The 16,263-nt window shown below is 32.9% G+C and carries 10 protein-coding genes; 3 read left to right on the top strand and 7 right to left on the bottom strand.

All coding sequences use genetic code 11. The features are described 5' to 3' along the window. The first annotated feature begins 33 nt into the window (after window positions 1–33). Complete coding sequence (locus ML436_08605) at window positions 34–1,305, top strand: NAD(P)/FAD-dependent oxidoreductase (protein UMT77258.1); 1,272 nt, start codon at window positions 34–36, stop codon at window positions 1,303–1,305. A gap of 126 nt (window positions 1,306–1,431) precedes the next feature. Here the strand turns inward: ML436_08605 and sasC are convergent, their stop codons facing one another. The 4 genes from sasC to ML436_08625 form a co-directional block, all read right to left on the bottom strand. Continuing rightward, complete coding sequence (gene sasC, locus ML436_08610; GenBank protein UMT77259.1) at window positions 1,432–7,998, bottom strand: LPXTG-anchored repetitive surface protein SasC; 6,567 nt, start codon at window positions 7,996–7,998, stop codon at window positions 1,432–1,434. A gap of 331 nt (window positions 7,999–8,329) precedes the next feature. After that, entirely contained in the window at window positions 8,330–8,641 is a 312-nt protein-coding gene (locus ML436_08615; protein UMT77260.1) for a rhodanese-like domain-containing protein, read from the bottom strand. A 21-nt stretch (window positions 8,642–8,662) separates the two neighbouring features. Continuing rightward, window positions 8,663–11,080: a leucine--tRNA ligase gene (gene leuS / locus ML436_08620; protein ID UMT77261.1), complete on the bottom strand. Its 2,418-nt coding sequence runs from the start codon at window positions 11,078–11,080 to the stop codon at window positions 8,663–8,665. A gap of 287 nt (window positions 11,081–11,367) precedes the next feature. Further along, entirely contained in the window at window positions 11,368–12,549 is a 1,182-nt protein-coding gene (locus ML436_08625; protein UMT77262.1) for an MFS transporter, read from the bottom strand. Between the two features lie 107 nt (window positions 12,550–12,656). Between ML436_08625 and ML436_08630 the strand changes: the two genes are divergently transcribed. Together ML436_08630 and ML436_08635 are read left to right on the top strand one after the other, a co-directional pair. Next, window positions 12,657–13,610 (top strand): TIGR01212 family radical SAM protein, encoded by a 954-nt coding sequence (locus ML436_08630; protein UMT77263.1) that lies wholly within the window; start codon window positions 12,657–12,659, stop codon window positions 13,608–13,610. Further along, window positions 13,607–14,170, top strand: coding sequence for a class I SAM-dependent methyltransferase (locus ML436_08635; protein UMT77264.1), 564 nt, complete (start codon window positions 13,607–13,609; stop codon window positions 14,168–14,170). Before ML436_08630 ends, ML436_08635 begins: the two co-directional genes overlap by 4 nt. Before the next feature lie 107 nt (window positions 14,171–14,277). Here ML436_08635 and ML436_08640 read toward each other — a convergent pair whose 3' ends face one another. The 3 genes from ML436_08640 to ML436_08650 all read right to left on the bottom strand — a co-directional run bounded on the left by ML436_08640 (window position 14,278) and on the right by ML436_08650 (window position 16,231). Next, entirely contained in the window at window positions 14,278–14,679 is a 402-nt protein-coding gene (locus tag ML436_08640) for a MarR family transcriptional regulator (protein ID UMT77265.1), read from the bottom strand. 603 nt (window positions 14,680–15,282) lie between these two features. Next, complete coding sequence (locus ML436_08645; GenBank protein UMT77266.1) at window positions 15,283–16,110, bottom strand: alpha/beta hydrolase; 828 nt, start codon at window positions 16,108–16,110, stop codon at window positions 15,283–15,285. Further along, window positions 16,091–16,231 carry a hypothetical protein gene (locus ML436_08650; GenBank protein ID UMT77267.1) on the bottom strand — a complete coding sequence of 47 codons (141 nt, stop codon included), beginning with the start codon at window positions 16,229–16,231 and terminating at the stop codon, window positions 16,091–16,093. Before ML436_08650 ends, ML436_08645 begins: the two co-directional genes overlap by 20 nt. Window positions 16,232–16,263 lie beyond the last annotated feature (32 nt).

A 16,263-nucleotide genomic window follows, 5' to 3' on the forward strand; every position in this document is an offset into this window, starting at 1 on the left:
ATGTAGCAGTACTAAAACTTGGAGGAAACATGTATGTATCAAACAATCATTATCGGTGGCGGTCCTAGTGGCTTAATGGCTGCAGTAGCTGCAAGCGAACAAAATGAAAATGTCTTGCTTATAGAAAAAAAGAAAGGATTAGGTCGCAAACTAAAAATATCTGGTGGTGGTAGATGTAATGTGACAAACCGACTACCTTATGCCGAAATAATTAAAAACATACCAGGAAACGGCAAATTTTTATATAGTCCATTTTCAATATTTGATAATGAGTCTATTATTGATTTTTTTGAATCGCGTGGTGTCAAATTAAAAGAAGAAGATCATGGTCGTATGTTCCCAGTATCCAATAAAGCCCAAGATGTCGTGGATACCTTAATATCAACTATAAAAAGTCAACATGTGACAATTAAAGAAGAAGAAGCAGTTAGTCGTATTGAAATCAATGATGAACATATTTTTACTGTATATACGCAAAATAACTGTTATGAAAGTCATTCACTTGTCATTGCTACAGGCGGTACGAGTGTCCCACAAACAGGTTCAACAGGAGATGGTTATCATTTTGCCCGTCATTTTGGTCATACCATTACTGAACTGTTTCCGACTGAAGTACCTATTACATCGACTGAATCTTTTATTAAAACTAATCGTTTAAAAGGTCTAAGCTTGAAAGATGTTGAATTGTCAGTACTAAAGAAAAATGGCAAAAAACGTATTAGTCATCAAATGGACATGTTGTTCACTCACTTTGGAATCAGTGGTCCAGCTGCCTTAAGATGTAGTCAATTTGTTTATAAAGAACAAAAAAATCAAAAAGCACAACAAATTACTATGGCAATAGACGTTTTCCCTGAATTAAACCACGAACAACTAAAACAAAATATAAGCAAATTATTAGCTGATGCACCAGATAAAATAATAAAAAATAGTTTACATGGTTTAATCGAAGAGCGTTATTTACTTTTTATTTTGGAAAAATCAGGTATTAACGAAAATACTACAGCACATCATTTATCAAATCAGCAACTAAATGATTTAGTAAATATGTTTAAAGGTTTCGAATTCAAAGTTAATGGCACTTTGCCAATTGATAAAGCCTTTGTAACAGGTGGTGGCGTCTCATTAAAAGAAATTCAACCTAAAACGATGATGTCTAAAATAGTTCCTGGGCTATTTTTATGCGGAGAAGTATTAGATATTCATGGCTATACAGGTGGTTATAATATTACAAGTGCTTTAGTAACTGGTCATGTCGCTGGATTGTATGCAGGACAATATTCTCATTCTATACAAGCAGATTAAATTGAAATTTAGTATATTTTTAAACGCTTCAATATTTTTTCATTTAATTAAAATACTCAAATAAAAAATAACCTTAATATAACTTAGCCACATTATTGTGTAGTTATATTAAGGTCATTTTTAATGTTACGATTCTTTTTCTTTTTTAGAACGTCTTCTAGCTAACAATGCTGCACCTGTAATTAGTGCCATTTCTTTTAAAGGTAAATCCATTCCTTCAGAACCTGTATTTGGAAGTTCTTTTTCAATTTTTCGTGCTTCATGCTTACCTTCTTTTTTGTTTGGCTCACATACTATTGGTACTGACTTTCTTGCTTTTGGCAATTCTACTTTCGCTTCAGCTGGTAATTTTATTGCTAAAATTTCATCAATAATAAATTGAGTATGTTGTTTGATATCATTCAACGTCGTATCTTCATCAATCATACGAGTGCCATCTTTAACATATTGATCAATTAAAGCTTTTACTTTAGCGAGTTGTTCAGGCGTTGCAATAGCTTTGAATTTTTCAAAAGTTTGTTGCGCTATGTTTTCAATGCGTATTAATCCATTTTCCTTTTCTGTAATGACTGCTTCAATATTACCTAGTGCAACATTAAATCGTTTTAAAACTTCATCAACATCTGCATTGGTATGTGCTGCTTTTAATTCTTCTTCCATTTGTAATTTTAGTGCATCTATCGCTTTTAAAGCTTCAGATTTATTACGATCACTAACTTTACGATAACTTTGTACTAAATTGGTTACACGTACAACTTCTTGGTTGATCTCCTTTTCAGCATTTGGCTTTTTAACAGGATATACATCTAAATCTTGTATTGCTTGTAAATTTAATGATGTCGTTTTATCAACTTGGGCATTACTGCGATCATGGTCAATTTGTAATATTGCTGCATCATAAATATTTTGTAACTCTGCTAATACACTATTTCTTTCTTCCACTGTTGCTTGAACATTTGATTCTATTGCCTGTTTCTTTTCGTTTAGCAATGTTGTTAATTGTTCTCGAGCAGATGCTTTTCTATTAATAATAGGTTCGATTTCACGAATTTCATTCTTACCATCATGTAATAAATACGCAACATCAGCATTAGTCACTGCACTAACAATCTGTTGTTTAGCTTTAATTAACGCTTGTTCAACTTCGGCAATTGCAGCATTTTGTTCTTCATCAGTCGCTTCATTATTTGCTTTAATTAGATTAATCTTATTAGTTGCAATATCTTGAATTTGTTGTAGCGCTTTTGTCTTAACAGTTGTCGCTGGTTTAATTTGCGAAATTATATTTTGAGCATCTAGACTGCCTTGATTTACTTGCGCCGTTTTATCAGCATGATTGATTTGATTGATAGCTTTATTAAGTGCTTGTTCAACTAAATGCTTGGCTTCAAGACGTTCTTCTTCTGTAGATAAATCGCTTTGATCGATAAGTGCATTTTGAGATACTGCTTTCACATTAACCGCTTGACGTGCTTCTGGTTTAACCTGAACCTTTGGTAAAATCACTTTAATGTTTTCTTGCCCCGATGTCTCTGTTTGATCAACTTCAGCATTCGTACTATTATGTGCAATAGCCTCTTTAAGTGAATTTACAATTTTATTTAAAGCATGGATAGCATCATTTCGCTCATCTTCAGTAGTATCTAAAGTATTTTGTATAGTATTCATTTGATTGTCTGAAGTTTGGTCAATATTATCGAGTGCTGCACGCTTACGTCTCACTTTTGGTTTAATTTCTTCTATTGCTTTAATCGTTTGATTTCTAACACCTGTAACAGCAGCATCTTGATTTGTGTTATCAATTTGCTGTTGACCTTGTTGAAGTGTATCTTTTATAAGCTGATTCGCTTCATTTATTTCATCTACTGTTGCGTCAGGCGTGTCTTTTATAGAATCTACTTGTTTATCTGCACTCGCCTTTATTGCCTGTTGTGCTTCTGGTTTAACCACAATATGCGGTTCTACACCTTTTAAAGTAGCAATACCATTTGTTTCAACATGTTTTACATTATCATTAGTTACAGCTTGATTAATATTTTGTAATGCACGTTCTTTATTATTAGTTAATTGATTTAAAGCTACTTGTTTTTCCTCATCCGTCGCATGTTCTGCTTGCTCAATTTCTTGTTTTTTAGCTTCATATTGCTGATTAATTGCATCTCTTGCTGCCGCTCGAACAATATGTTCAGGATTTACTTGAGCAATATTATCAAGTGCTTGAGTTTTTGTGTCAGTAACTTGTTGATTTGTTCTATCATTACTAATATCAGACATAGCTTGATTAACGAAGTCATTAATTTTATTAAGTGCAGCTTGTCTTTCTTCTGCTGTCGCTTCTTTATCTTGATTAATTTGCGCACGTAGTTCATTAGCTTTTTGATTAATTTGTTCACGTGCGGCTGGTTTTACCTTAGTTTCAGGTTGTACAATTTTAATTGCAGATAATCCATCAGTTGCTGCTTGATTTACTTGATTATTAGTTTGTGCTTGATCAATTGCTGCTAGAGCTTTTTCTTTTTCCCTAGCAAGTGCTTGAGTAGCAACTTCTTTTTCGTTATCAGTAGAATCAATACTATTATCAATTTGTTGTTGTTTTTCTTTAAAAGCTTTTTCAATATCGGCAATTGCTTTTGGTTTCACAACAACATCTGCTTCAACATTATCTATAGCATTTATCATTCGGTTTGTAGTAGCATCTACTTGGTCATTTGTATGATCTTGATTAATTTGATTGAGCGCTTGATCTTTAAGTTGATTAATTTTGTTCACTGCAGCTTGTTTTTCTTCTTCTGTTGCATTAGGCGTTTGTTTAACAACTTCTATTCGTTTAGCAGCTTCTGCATTAATTTTATCTCTAGCCGTTTGCTTTTTAACTACATCTACGTGAACAGCATCAATATTATTCTCAGCTGTTGTGGCAGCTTGGTCAACTTCTGCATTTGTATTTGCTTGTTTAATGCTTTCAATTGCTTGTTGTCTCTCTTGATTTAAAGTATTAATTGCTGCATTTTTCTCATCATCTGTAGCATCTGGTGTTTGATTGATTTCAGCTAATTTAGCATTATAATGTTGGTTAATTTGTTCTAATGCTGCAGGTTTTTTTACGATATTGGGCTGTATAGCATTAATCGCTTGTGTCCCTGCTAGTTGTGCCTGATCTACTTCTGCATTTGTATCTGCTTGATTAATGTTATTAATTGCAGTTGCTAATTCTTGATCTACTTGATTTAACGCTACTTGTTTTTCTTCAGTGGTTGCATTTGTATTTTGATTAATTTCTTGCTTCTTAGCAGTTGCTAAATCATTTAATACACCTGTAGCTGTTTGCTTTTTCGTTACATGTGGTTGAACCGCACCAATTTGATTTATTGCATCATCTCTTATACTATTAACCATCGCTGTTGTAGAAGTTACACTGATATCATTTAATGCTCTATTTTTAAGGGTATTAACACGATCTATTGCTTCTTGCTTTTCTTCTCTTGTTGCACCTGGTGTTGCATTAATATTTGTAATTGCTTCTCTTGCCTTTTCATTTACAGCATTACGAGCATCCGTTTTAACTTGTGTTGCTGGTTGAATGACAGTAATGCTTTGCGTACCTTGCTCTTTAGCTTGCGCTACTTCTTGATTCGTATCTGCTGCATTAATATTTTGTTTCGCCGTTGTAACAGCTTGATCAAGTAATTGTTGGGCTGCTTGTTGTTCTTCAAGCGTAGCATCATTGTTATTAAAAATAATATTATGTTGTGTTGCTGCACTTTGGTCAATAGCATTTTTAGCATCAGTTTTAACCTTTGTAGCTGGTTCAATCGCCTGTATTCCTTGAATCGCATTTGTCTTTACTTGCTCAACATCTGCATTTGTATTGGCATTTAAAATGTTTGTATTTGCTGCTGCTACAGCTGCATTAACCTTATCAATCGCTGCTTGTCTTTCTTCTTGAGTCGCATCAGCATTTGCATTAATTGTTGCAATTTGTTGTTGCGCATCGTGTGAAACAGCATCCCTTGCAGCTTGCTTAACAACTGTTACCGGAGCAATTGGATTAATGGCATTCAAACCATCTCCTTTTGCATTATCGACATCAGCATTTGTTGTTGCTTGGTTAATTTGCTCTAAAGCGTGGTTCGTTGCTTGTGTTAATTCGTTTAATGCTGCATTTTTCTCTTCTTGCGTCGCTTCTCTATTATCATTAATTTGTTGTCGTTTCGTTGCTGTTGCTTGGTTAATTGCATCTCTAGCTGCTTGTTTATGTGTGACTTGAGGAACAACTGCGCCTATAGTATTAATACCATTATTTTTAGCTGTTTCAACATCAGCATTCGTTGTGGCATTCGTTACATTATCAATAGCATCAGTTTCATCTGTCGTTAATTGATTTAATGCATCTTGGATTTCATCTTCAGTTGCATCTGGTGTGTTATTGATAATTTCTCTTTGTTTTGCCGCTTTATCACGTATAGCTTTTTTAGCATTTGGTTTAACAACCGGTGTTGCAGTATCCCCGCTTAAAGTCTGAATACCTTGATCTTTAACACGAGTAACGCCTTCATCAGTCGTTTGATCACCAATATTACCAATTATTTCATCTTTATGTTGCTCTATAACTTGAATCGCATCTTGTTTTTCTTCATCTGTTAGTTCATCATTTTGATTAACTAAATCTTCCATTTGATTCACTTTTTGGTTTACTGCATTTTCAGCATCAACACTGCGAATCAATGTATGCTGCATTTGATTTGCTAATGAATCAATATCAGCTTGCGATACCCTTTGATTTAACGGTACATTATTACGATTTTCATCTAAAATCGTTTGTGCACGTCTTTTTAAACCATTGAATATATCTAATGAGGCAAATGTATAATCTGCTTGTTGAATACGTCTATCTACTTCTGCTTGCAATGCATCTTTATTCATAATGATATCAATAGTATATGGGTTTGTGCTTACAGTATGACTTTCTGCAGGTGTATTAATATAATCTTGAGTATAAGTTTTATAAGTCAATGTGTCATTAAATGTAACCGTTCTTGGAGTTGGAACATTATTTACACGTAACTTATATCTTAAATCCAATATTTTATCTGGCATAAGGCGCGCAGCTGAATTTCCTCCACCACCGCCAGCACTTTTAATTGTAATAATTCGATTGGCTGCATCATAAGTTACATTCATATCATTCACATCAACACCTGAATTATTACTTGGGAAGTCTTTAGTCAATGAATTATTAACATATTCTACACCTTCAGGTAATTGAATTTGGTAGACAAAATCATCTGTGTTTAATGATGCTGCAAAATTACCATTATTCTTTAATGATGTGGTTACAGTAAATTCTTTATTATTTGTTGCTGTTGGATCCATAGAACGTCTCTCAACATAAACGTGCGAACCAGAATGTAGACCAATTGAATCTACAAAGTCATAATATTTATAGCCATCTCTTAATTGATAAATACCACGGGCATCTGTAATGGCATCGTCTTTAGGAACAAACTGAATTTTTAAATGACTGACATTTTCAGGTACTTTAAATAAACGCCATATTGGACCATACGCAACTACTTTTTCTGCAATAACAGCATCATTATCAGCATTTTTAATGATTAAGTTTGTCATACCTTGATAGTTTTTAGTAGTCATCGTATTAAATTCAAAGATTAATTCGGAATTCGGATTTACTGTTAACGCTTTTTCTATCCCATTGAATCCTCCATGATCGGTTGTATCATTCCCTCTAATACGACCTAATGCAATGACATTGCCCTGTGCTTGATAGTTCTTTGCATCTCCAGAATCAAACATACTTGTTCTTACCATTGCGTGACTAAGGACACCGACTTTACCACCATTAATGAGAGTGAAACCTGGTAAATTGTCCACAACTGTAACTGAAGGTACTGAGCGGTTAGTACTTGGATTAATACCATTGTCATCAAAAGTTAACACTTCATTTGGCGCATTCTGTCCTGTATTGTTAGCATTTGGATCCGTTGCTGGCGTATATGTCGCTGCGTTTCCAGCTGGAGTTGCACCATTTCCAGCGGCTGCCGCAGGATCTGCTGGTGCCGCATTCGGGTCTGCTGGCGCTGCACGTCTACTTCTCTTCTTTGGTCTATTAGAAGGTTCTTCTGTTACTGCAGCTAACTCTGGTTTATCTGAAGAATGACGAACATCCTCTTGAATCTCTTTCAAAGTTAAATGACGCTCTGAACTATTTTCAGTTGTATTATTATCCACATTTAAAGTATTCGTATTTGGTGTTAAATTACCATTTGTAGTATTTGACGTTTTGTCAGTTGTTGTTGTATTTAAATGCGAATTATTGCTATTTTGACCTGTTGTTGTGTTAGGTTGGTTAGGTTGCGGTGATATTGGCGCAACTTGATTTGCAGAACCAACACTATTGTGATTTGGCAACGTTTGATTTGGTGATGCATTTGTTGTAGTAGAATGACTTGATGTATTCTGCGCATTATTTGTAACACCTTGATTAGTATTCACATTAGAATTTTGTACATTAGCTGGTACACTTTGATCTGCTGAATTATTTGCACTTGTTTCAGTAGTTAAAGCTTGAGCAGCATTTGGATTTGAAAGTAATAATACTGTCCCTATTAATGTAGAGAAAATGCCAACTTTATATTTTCTAATACTATATTTATTTTTCTTTAACAAATTCATTTCAATTTCCTCCTGGTTGTCTATTCTCTGCTGTGTCGTTTAGAATTATGCTAAAAATTAAATCTCTCCCAATTGTATTTATAACCATATTATTTTGTACAACATTTTAAGTTCACTCAATTTTATCATCATAATTTTATAAAATAAAGTTTTATTTTATTACAATTTAGTTTCTGTTTTGTGATTAATAACTTAAAAAAATATATCAGAGATATTGTCCACATTTTATGTTAGGGAAAAATCTACAAAGAAAAAAACACCAAGCAACAAAACCGTTACTTGATGTTTATTTAAATGATTTAATATTGTAATTTAACTTGCGTAATACTAATTATATATTACTATTTTCTAACCCTTCATCGCCCCAAGCATGCATGCCACCTTCAACATTTACTGCTTCAATACCATTTGCTTCTAAATATTCAACAACTTTGGCACTTCTTACGCCACCAGCACATACGATATAGTATGTTTCTTTATCGTTAAATGTATTTAGATTTTCAGGAATGGTATCCATAGGTATTAACTTTGCATTGGGAATATACCCCATCGCAGTTTCTTCATCTGTTCGTACATCTACTATTTGAACAGGATTAGATTGCAAGAGTTTCTTTTTTAATTCATCAGTTGTAATTGACTTCATTATAAAGCCCTCCTTAAATCATTATTTAGCTACTATATTGACTAATTTTTGAGGAACAGCGATGACTTTCATGATGTCTTTACCTTCAATACTTGCTTTGACATTATCATTTGATAATGCAATTTCTTGCATTTCTTCTTTTGAAGTATCTTTAGCAATTTTAATCTTAGCTCTTAATTTACCATTAACTTGAACAACTATTTCAACTTCATCGTCTACAAGTAATGATTCATCATAAGTTGGCCATGGTTGATAAGTGATTGATTCTTCATGACCTAATTTTGACCATAACTCTTCACCTATATGTGGCGCAATTGGTGCTAACATTTTCACAAAACCTTCAATGTAAGGTTTATAAACTTCATCAACTTTATAACATTCGTTAATAAATACCATTAATTGACTAATAGCAGTATTAAATCCTAATGTTTCAAAGTCTTCTGTTACCTTTTTAACTGTTTGATTATAAACTTTGTCTAATGACTTATTATTTGTTGTTACTATTTTAGAACTTAATGATCCGTCTTCATTAACCATTAAACGCCATACACGATCTAAGAAACGACGTGAACCATCTAATCCATTTTCACTCCAAGCAATAGCAGCATCTAAAGGTCCCATAAACATTTCATATAAGCGTAATGTATCTGCACCATGAGATTGAACGATATCATCAGGATTGATTACATTTCCTTTAGACTTACTCATTTTTTCGTTACCTTCACCTAAAATCATACCTTGGTTAAATAATTTTTGGAATGGTTCTTTAGTAGGTACAATGCCTAAATCATAAAGTACTTTATGCCAAAATCTTGCGTATAATAAGTGAAGAACTGCGTGTTCGACACCCCCGATATATAAATCAACCGGTAACCAATGCTTTAATTTTTCAGGATCTGCAAGCATATTTTCATTTTTAGGATCAATATAACGTAAATAGTACCAACAGCTTCCTGCCCATTGTGGCATCGTATTTGTCTCACGACGTCCTTTCATACCTGTTTTTTCATCTACTACATTAACAAATGAATCAATATTAGCTAATGGTGATTCACCTGTACCAGATGGCTTAATTTCATCTGTTTCAGGTAGTAACAACGGTAGCTCTTCTTCAGGAACAGTTGTCATTGTACCATCTTCCCAATGAATTACTGGGATTGGTTCACCCCAATATCTTTGACGGCTAAATAACCAGTCTCTTAATTTATAATTTACTTTCTTTTCTCCTGCACCTTTTTGCTCTAACAATTGAATGGCTTTAGTGATCGCTTCTTCATTTTCAAGACCATTAAGTTCACCAGAGTTAATATGTTTACCTTCACCAGTGTATGCCGCTTCTTCAACGTTGCCACCCTCGATAACTTCAATAATAGGTAATTCATACTTTTTAGCAAATTCATAGTCTCTCTCATCATGTGCTGGAACAGCCATGATAGCACCTGTTCCATAAGTTGATAATACGTAATCAGCAATCCAAATCGGCAATTTCTCACCAGATAACGGATTAATTGCATAAGCACCAGTAAACACACCCGATTTATCTTTAGCTAAATCTGTGCGCTCTAAGTCTGACTTTTTAGAGGCCTCTGTTTGATAAGCTTTTACTTTTTCTTTATATTCATCAGTTGTAATTAAATCAACCAACGCATGTTCAGGACTTAAAACTAAGAAAGAAGCACCATAGATTGTATCTGGTCTAGTCGTAAATACTTCTACTTTATCATCAATATCTTTCACATCAAAAGATACTTTAGCACCTTCAGAACGACCAATCCAATTACGTTGCATATCTTTTAAAGATTCTGGCCAATCCAAATCGTCTAAATCTGCCAATAATTGATCAGCATATTCTGTAATTTTAAGCACCCATTGTTTCATTGGTTTACGATAAACTGGGTGTCCGCCACGTTCAGATACGCCATCTATGACTTCTTCATTTGATAATACTGTTCCTAATGCAGGACACCAATTAACAGCAACTTCATCAACATAGGCCAATCCTTTATTGTATAACTGAATAAAAATCCATTGCGTCCATTTATAATATTCTGGATCAGTTGTATTTACTTCGCGATCCCAATCATAACTAAATCCTAATTCTTTAATTTGACGCTTGAATGTTTGAATATTTTTCTTTGTAAACTCACGAGGATCATTCCCTGTATCTAACGCATATTGTTCAGCTGGCAATCCGAATGCATCCCATCCCATTGGATGTAATACATTATATCCTTGCATTCTCTTATATCTCGAAATGATATCCGTTGCTGTGTAACCTTCAGGATGTCCAACATGTAAGCCCGCACCAGAAGGATATGGAAACATGTCTAACGCATAAAATTTCTTTTGACCTAAGTTATCATTCGTTTTAAATGTTTTATTTTCGTCCCAATAATCTTGCCATTTCTTTTCAATTTGATTGTGATTGTAATTCAACACATTTCCTCCTATTCAATAAAAAAGACACCTCTAACTATTTAGTCTATATAGGGACGACATTCGCCGCGTTACCACCCTATTTCACAAAAATTGTGCACTCATTTTAATAGTAAGAGATGTCATTCATTCAGTTTAAAATTATTACGATTTACATTTAGTCCTTTACGCTAGTTCTCAGCATCACTAACTTTCTGTAGAAAAGCTCTAAATGAAATTAAATTATACAAATTAATATTATGTTATAACGGCATTTATTTCAAGTCTATATGGTTAATTCTATTTACATATTATGCATCTATTTTTTTAGTTTGCTCATTATTTTCCTTAAAAACCATTAATAAGATCAGCGCAAAGACTAGTAATACCATCATGCCAATAAACATCATACGCATATTGAATGCATCTACTAACACACCGCCAAGAAATGGTCCAAAGGCTTTTCCTACTGTAGCTGCTGAGTTTACAAAGCCTTGATACTGACCTTGTTTACCGTCTGGCGCTAATTGATTTGCAATAGTTGGAACAGCTGGCCATACAAACATTTCTCCAAAGGTTAAAATAATCATACCGACAACAAATATTGTAAAGTTTTCGGCAAAGCTCGTGACAAAGAACGACAACATAAAAATGACAATGCCAACAAACATTTGTTTCTTTAAATTACCTTTTAATAAATATAGTATAGGCTTGATTAGTGGCTGTGCAACTAAAATCATGATTCCATTTATTGTCCATAGAACACTATATTGTGCCATCGATATATTGATTGATTGTGTAAATGATGCGATTGTGGATTCCCATTGAATATATGCTACCCAACATATTGCAAACATCGCACAAATCAATACTAATGATATAAATCTTGCTTTATTCTTTTTACCCGTAATATCTAAATGGGTTGGATATTTAACTTTTGCTTTAATTTCGATATTAAATTGCGTAACGGCTACTAGCGCAAATACAATATACATAATGAGATTAGCTAGAAAAATATAGTTAAAGCTAAATTCTGCAACGAACCCACCCATTGCAGCACCGACAGCTACACCAATATTTTGTGCTAAATAAATGGCATTAAAAGTTTGTCGTCCACCATTAGGCCAAACTGCACCCGCCATGGCATAAATAGCTGGAATAATCATTCCACCACCAAATCCAAGCATTACTAGCCACACAGCATACCACGGCCACCCATGAAAGAAATTCAGTAGTGTTGTACTACAAAGACACGTGAAAGTACCTATTAATATCGTTTTGTATCCACCTAATTTATCGAATAGTGAACCACCTAATAAGTTACCAATAACCATGCCAAATGAATTAATCATTAGGACTAAACCAGCAACGGTTAAACTTTTTCCAAGTTCTTGTTTCATATAAATAGTATTTAAAGGCCACAAAAAACTGGAACCAGTAATATTTAAAGCCATGCCAATTACTAGCCACCAGACCGATTTAGGTATATTCATATTTCATAGTTCCTCTCTCTTTTTTGTCAAACTATTATAAACACTATAACATTAAAATATGTTAAAATCTGTACTTAGTACTATTTTTTTAGAAAGGAAAATGACTTATGGGCAATCATTTCCAATATGCATTTGAAAACAAACGCTATCACACATGGAATTACCATTTAAAAAATAAATTCGGACAAAAAATATTTAAAGTTGCGTTGGATGGCGGTTTTGACTGTCCAAACCGTGACGGTACTGTCGCACATGGTGGCTGTACATTCTGTTCTGCTGCTGGTAGTGGAGACTTTGCAGGCAATAGAGCAGATTCAATTGCAGTACAATTTAAAGAAATTAAAGAAAAAATGCATGAAAAGTGGCACGAAGGAAAGTATATCGCTTATTTTCAGGCTTTCACAAATACGCATGCACCTGTAGAAGTATTAAAAGAAAAATTTGAACCTGTACTTAAAGAACCTGGCGTAGTAGGATTATCAATTGGTACACGTCCAGATTGTTTACCTGATGATGTGGTAGAATACTTAGCTGACTTAAACAAGAGAACATATTTATGGGTTGAATTAGGATTACAAACCATTCACCAATCAACATCTGATTTAATTAATCGCGCTCATGATATGCAAACATATTATGATGGTGTTGCAAAATTACGTAAACATAACATCAACGTTTGTACTCATATTATTAATGGGTTACCGGGTGAAGACTACGAAATGATGATGGCGACTGCTAAAGAAGTCGCACAGATGGACGTACAAGGTATTAAAATTCACTTATTACATTTATTAAAAGGAACTCCAATGGTAAAACAATATGACAAAGGTTTATTAACTTTTATGACACAAGAAGAATATACAAACCTTGTTGTAGATCAATTAGAAGTGATTCCACCTGAAATGATTGTTCACAGAATTACTGGAGATGGTCCAATTGACATTATGGTAGGTCCTATGTGGAGTGTCAACAAATGGGAAGTTTTAAATGGTATTGACGCTGAATTAGCACGCAGAAATTCCCATCAAGGATTGCGTTATAAGTCTAAGGTGAACCAATGAAATTAGAACGCATTCTCCCCTTTTCAAAAACACTCATTAAACAGCATACATCATCAAAAAGTATTGTTGTTGATGCTACATGTGGTAATGGCAATGATACTTTATTTTTAGCAGAACAGGTACCAGAAGGTCATGTTTATGGATTTGATATTCAAGATTTAGCTATAGAAAACACACGAGAAAAGATTAAAGATTTTACCAATGTTACTTTAATTAAAGACGGTCACGAAAATGTTGCAAGATATATACAAGATAAACATAAGGGTCATATTGATGCAGCTATTTTCAACTTAGGTTATTTGCCAAAAGGTGACAAATCTATCGTGACAAAACCTGAAACAACTATTCAAGCTATTAATTCTTTATTAACGATGCTGTCGATAGAAGGCATCATCATTTTAGTTATTTATCATGGTCATAGTGAAGGCCAAATTGAGAAAAATGAAATACTTGAATACTTAAGTACCTTAGACCAAAAACAAGCACAAGTTTTACAATATAAATTTCTAAACCAGCGAAATCATGCACCATTTATTTGTGCTATAGAAAAGCTTTCTTAACAAAGCTTTAAGTTACCTAATATTTTTTGTATAGTCAGCAATTATGTTAATGAAATATAAAAAAGAGGTTTTCGACTTTGAAAACCTCTTTTTTATGTAATATAGCTCTATACTGCAGTAATGGCATCTAAACTATTTTGCATTGTAGTTGCTCTACTCGCAATTGCGTCACTGATAAAATTCAATAATGCGACTTTCTCTTGATTTAACTTTTCATTGAAGTGAATAATTACTGTTCTTTCATCATCTACAGGTCTTTCTTTGTAAATCCATTCTAATTCAACTAAATTATTATAAGTTCTAGTACGTTTATAAGGTTTCACCTCAACAAATCGATCCATTTCTTTAAGTGTCATAGATCCCTTTTGCCATAACGTTAGTAAAATTAAAATTTCTTCTCTAGACATTTTATATTCACTCTCAATTTCACCAAAAATTGAGTTAATGTCACCTAACAATGTTTCTAATTGCAAAATCCCAAATACAGTATCGTTATTTACTTTTTTCATGCTAAACATCTCCCAATTAATAATCACATATTTAGCATCACACAAGTTATAACTTACATCCCAATAATTCCCAAAACTTATGTGTGCTAACCTATGCTTAATACTACAAGTGTAAATAAACTTGCTTTCTATTCAATTGTCAAAGTTGAATAAAATTAAATAAGTATAAAAACCAATAATCGATAGAGTTAATATTTAGAAATAAGATAATAGTACATAAAACTAATCACTCTATTACATATTAATTTTATAATTTATATACAAAGAAAATATATCAATATTACCATTAAATTGCAACAATTCTACATATATTTCTTCAAAAAAGATACTCATTAAATTTTTATTACATATAACTCTCATGTAAATTGATTAAACTAAATTATTTAGTTACCCTGTATTTTAACCAATTAGGTTCAACTGTATAATGCTAAATCCTTTATTTATCACGATTTGATTTTGATAAATCAAAAGTTTAAATATAATAAATAATGTTAACGCCTTTAATAATTTAAAATTCTGTGTCTATAAATCATGTCATAGTTTGTTCAAAAATTATAAAAAAAAGATGAGCTCATTTTGACTCATCTTTACTAAATTGAATTATTAAATTTCTTCGATTTCTTCTTCTTCAACAATGAAGCCCATAGTATTGACACTATTATTTAAAAACGTCAGAATATAACGCATTACTTCATCACGTTCTGGCTCATTATGTACTTCATGATAAAAACCTTGCCAAGCTTTAAAATATAATTCCGGTGTTTGATATTTATCTTTAAACTCATCAATCGCTCTTGTATCAACTATTAAATCTTTAGTTCCATACATAAGTAGTGTTGGCAATGGTTGAATGTCATGGATATGAGACATCGTATCTTTCATTGTTTCATTTATCGTATTGTACCAATGATAAGTCGCTTTTTTAAGCATTAATCCATCATTTTCAGTTTCTTCTACTATTTCTAAATTACGTGTTAAATCTTTTGGTTCTACACCAACATTAAAACGTGTATCTTTTGAGATTTTACCTATATTTGAAATGAGTTTATCTTTACGATTTTTACCATTTTTTTGTAGTTCTAGCATTGGCGATATCAACAACATGCCCTCAATAGGTAATTCTACTTTTTCAAGTAAATTTAATAATATTAAACCACCAAGTCCAACGCCTAAAACATAAGTTGGAATCTTATATTCATTAGCGATTTTCAACCAATCTAGCAAACTTTCATGATATGTTTGAAAATTTTCAATTTGACCTTTATTCGCTCTAGAAGTTTGTCCTTGACCTGGTAAATCTCCCATTATCACATGATAACCATTTCGTCTTAACATCGTAATAACATATGCATATCTTCCTGTATGTTCTAATATATTATGAGCAATAACAACGACGCCTTTTGCATCATTTTCAGCTTCCCACTTCCACATTCTTATACTGCCCCTTTATGATAATCTTCAATAACATAATTATAGCAAATTCTGCATGTAGATTTCTATTTATAGTATTATTGTTGTCCATATTATTTAATATAAATGAAATCAACACCAATAATAGTGTAATTATACATAATTATTTTTAAT

The sequence above is a fragment of the Staphylococcus roterodami genome (assembly GCA_022493055.1).
In the GTDB taxonomy this organism is placed as follows: Bacteria; Bacillota; Bacilli; order Staphylococcales; family Staphylococcaceae; genus Staphylococcus; species Staphylococcus singaporensis.

What these genes read in the sequence shown, in the direction of transcription:
- ML436_08615 (UMT77260.1), bottom strand. Translation starts at nt 8,641, where the DNA reads ATGAAGTCAATTACAACTGATGAATTAAAAAAGAAACTCTTGCAATCT.
- ML436_08635 (UMT77264.1), top strand. Translation starts at nt 13,607, where the DNA reads ATGAAATTAGAACGCATTCTCCCCTTTTCAAAAACACTCATTAAACAG.
- ML436_08640 (UMT77265.1), bottom strand. Translation starts at nt 14,679, where the DNA reads ATGAAAAAAGTAAATAACGATACTGTATTTGGGATTTTGCAATTAGAA.
- ML436_08605 (UMT77258.1), top strand. Translation starts at nt 34, where the DNA reads ATGTATCAAACAATCATTATCGGTGGCGGTCCTAGTGGCTTAATGGCT.
- ML436_08645 (UMT77266.1), bottom strand. Translation starts at nt 16,110, where the DNA reads ATGTGGAAGTGGGAAGCTGAAAATGATGCAAAAGGCGTCGTTGTTATT.
- sasC (UMT77259.1), bottom strand. Translation starts at nt 7,998, where the DNA reads ATGAATTTGTTAAAGAAAAATAAATATAGTATTAGAAAATATAAAGTT.
- ML436_08625 (UMT77262.1), bottom strand. Translation starts at nt 12,549, where the DNA reads ATGAATATACCTAAATCGGTCTGGTGGCTAGTAATTGGCATGGCTTTA.
- ML436_08630 (UMT77263.1), top strand. Translation starts at nt 12,657, where the DNA reads ATGGGCAATCATTTCCAATATGCATTTGAAAACAAACGCTATCACACA.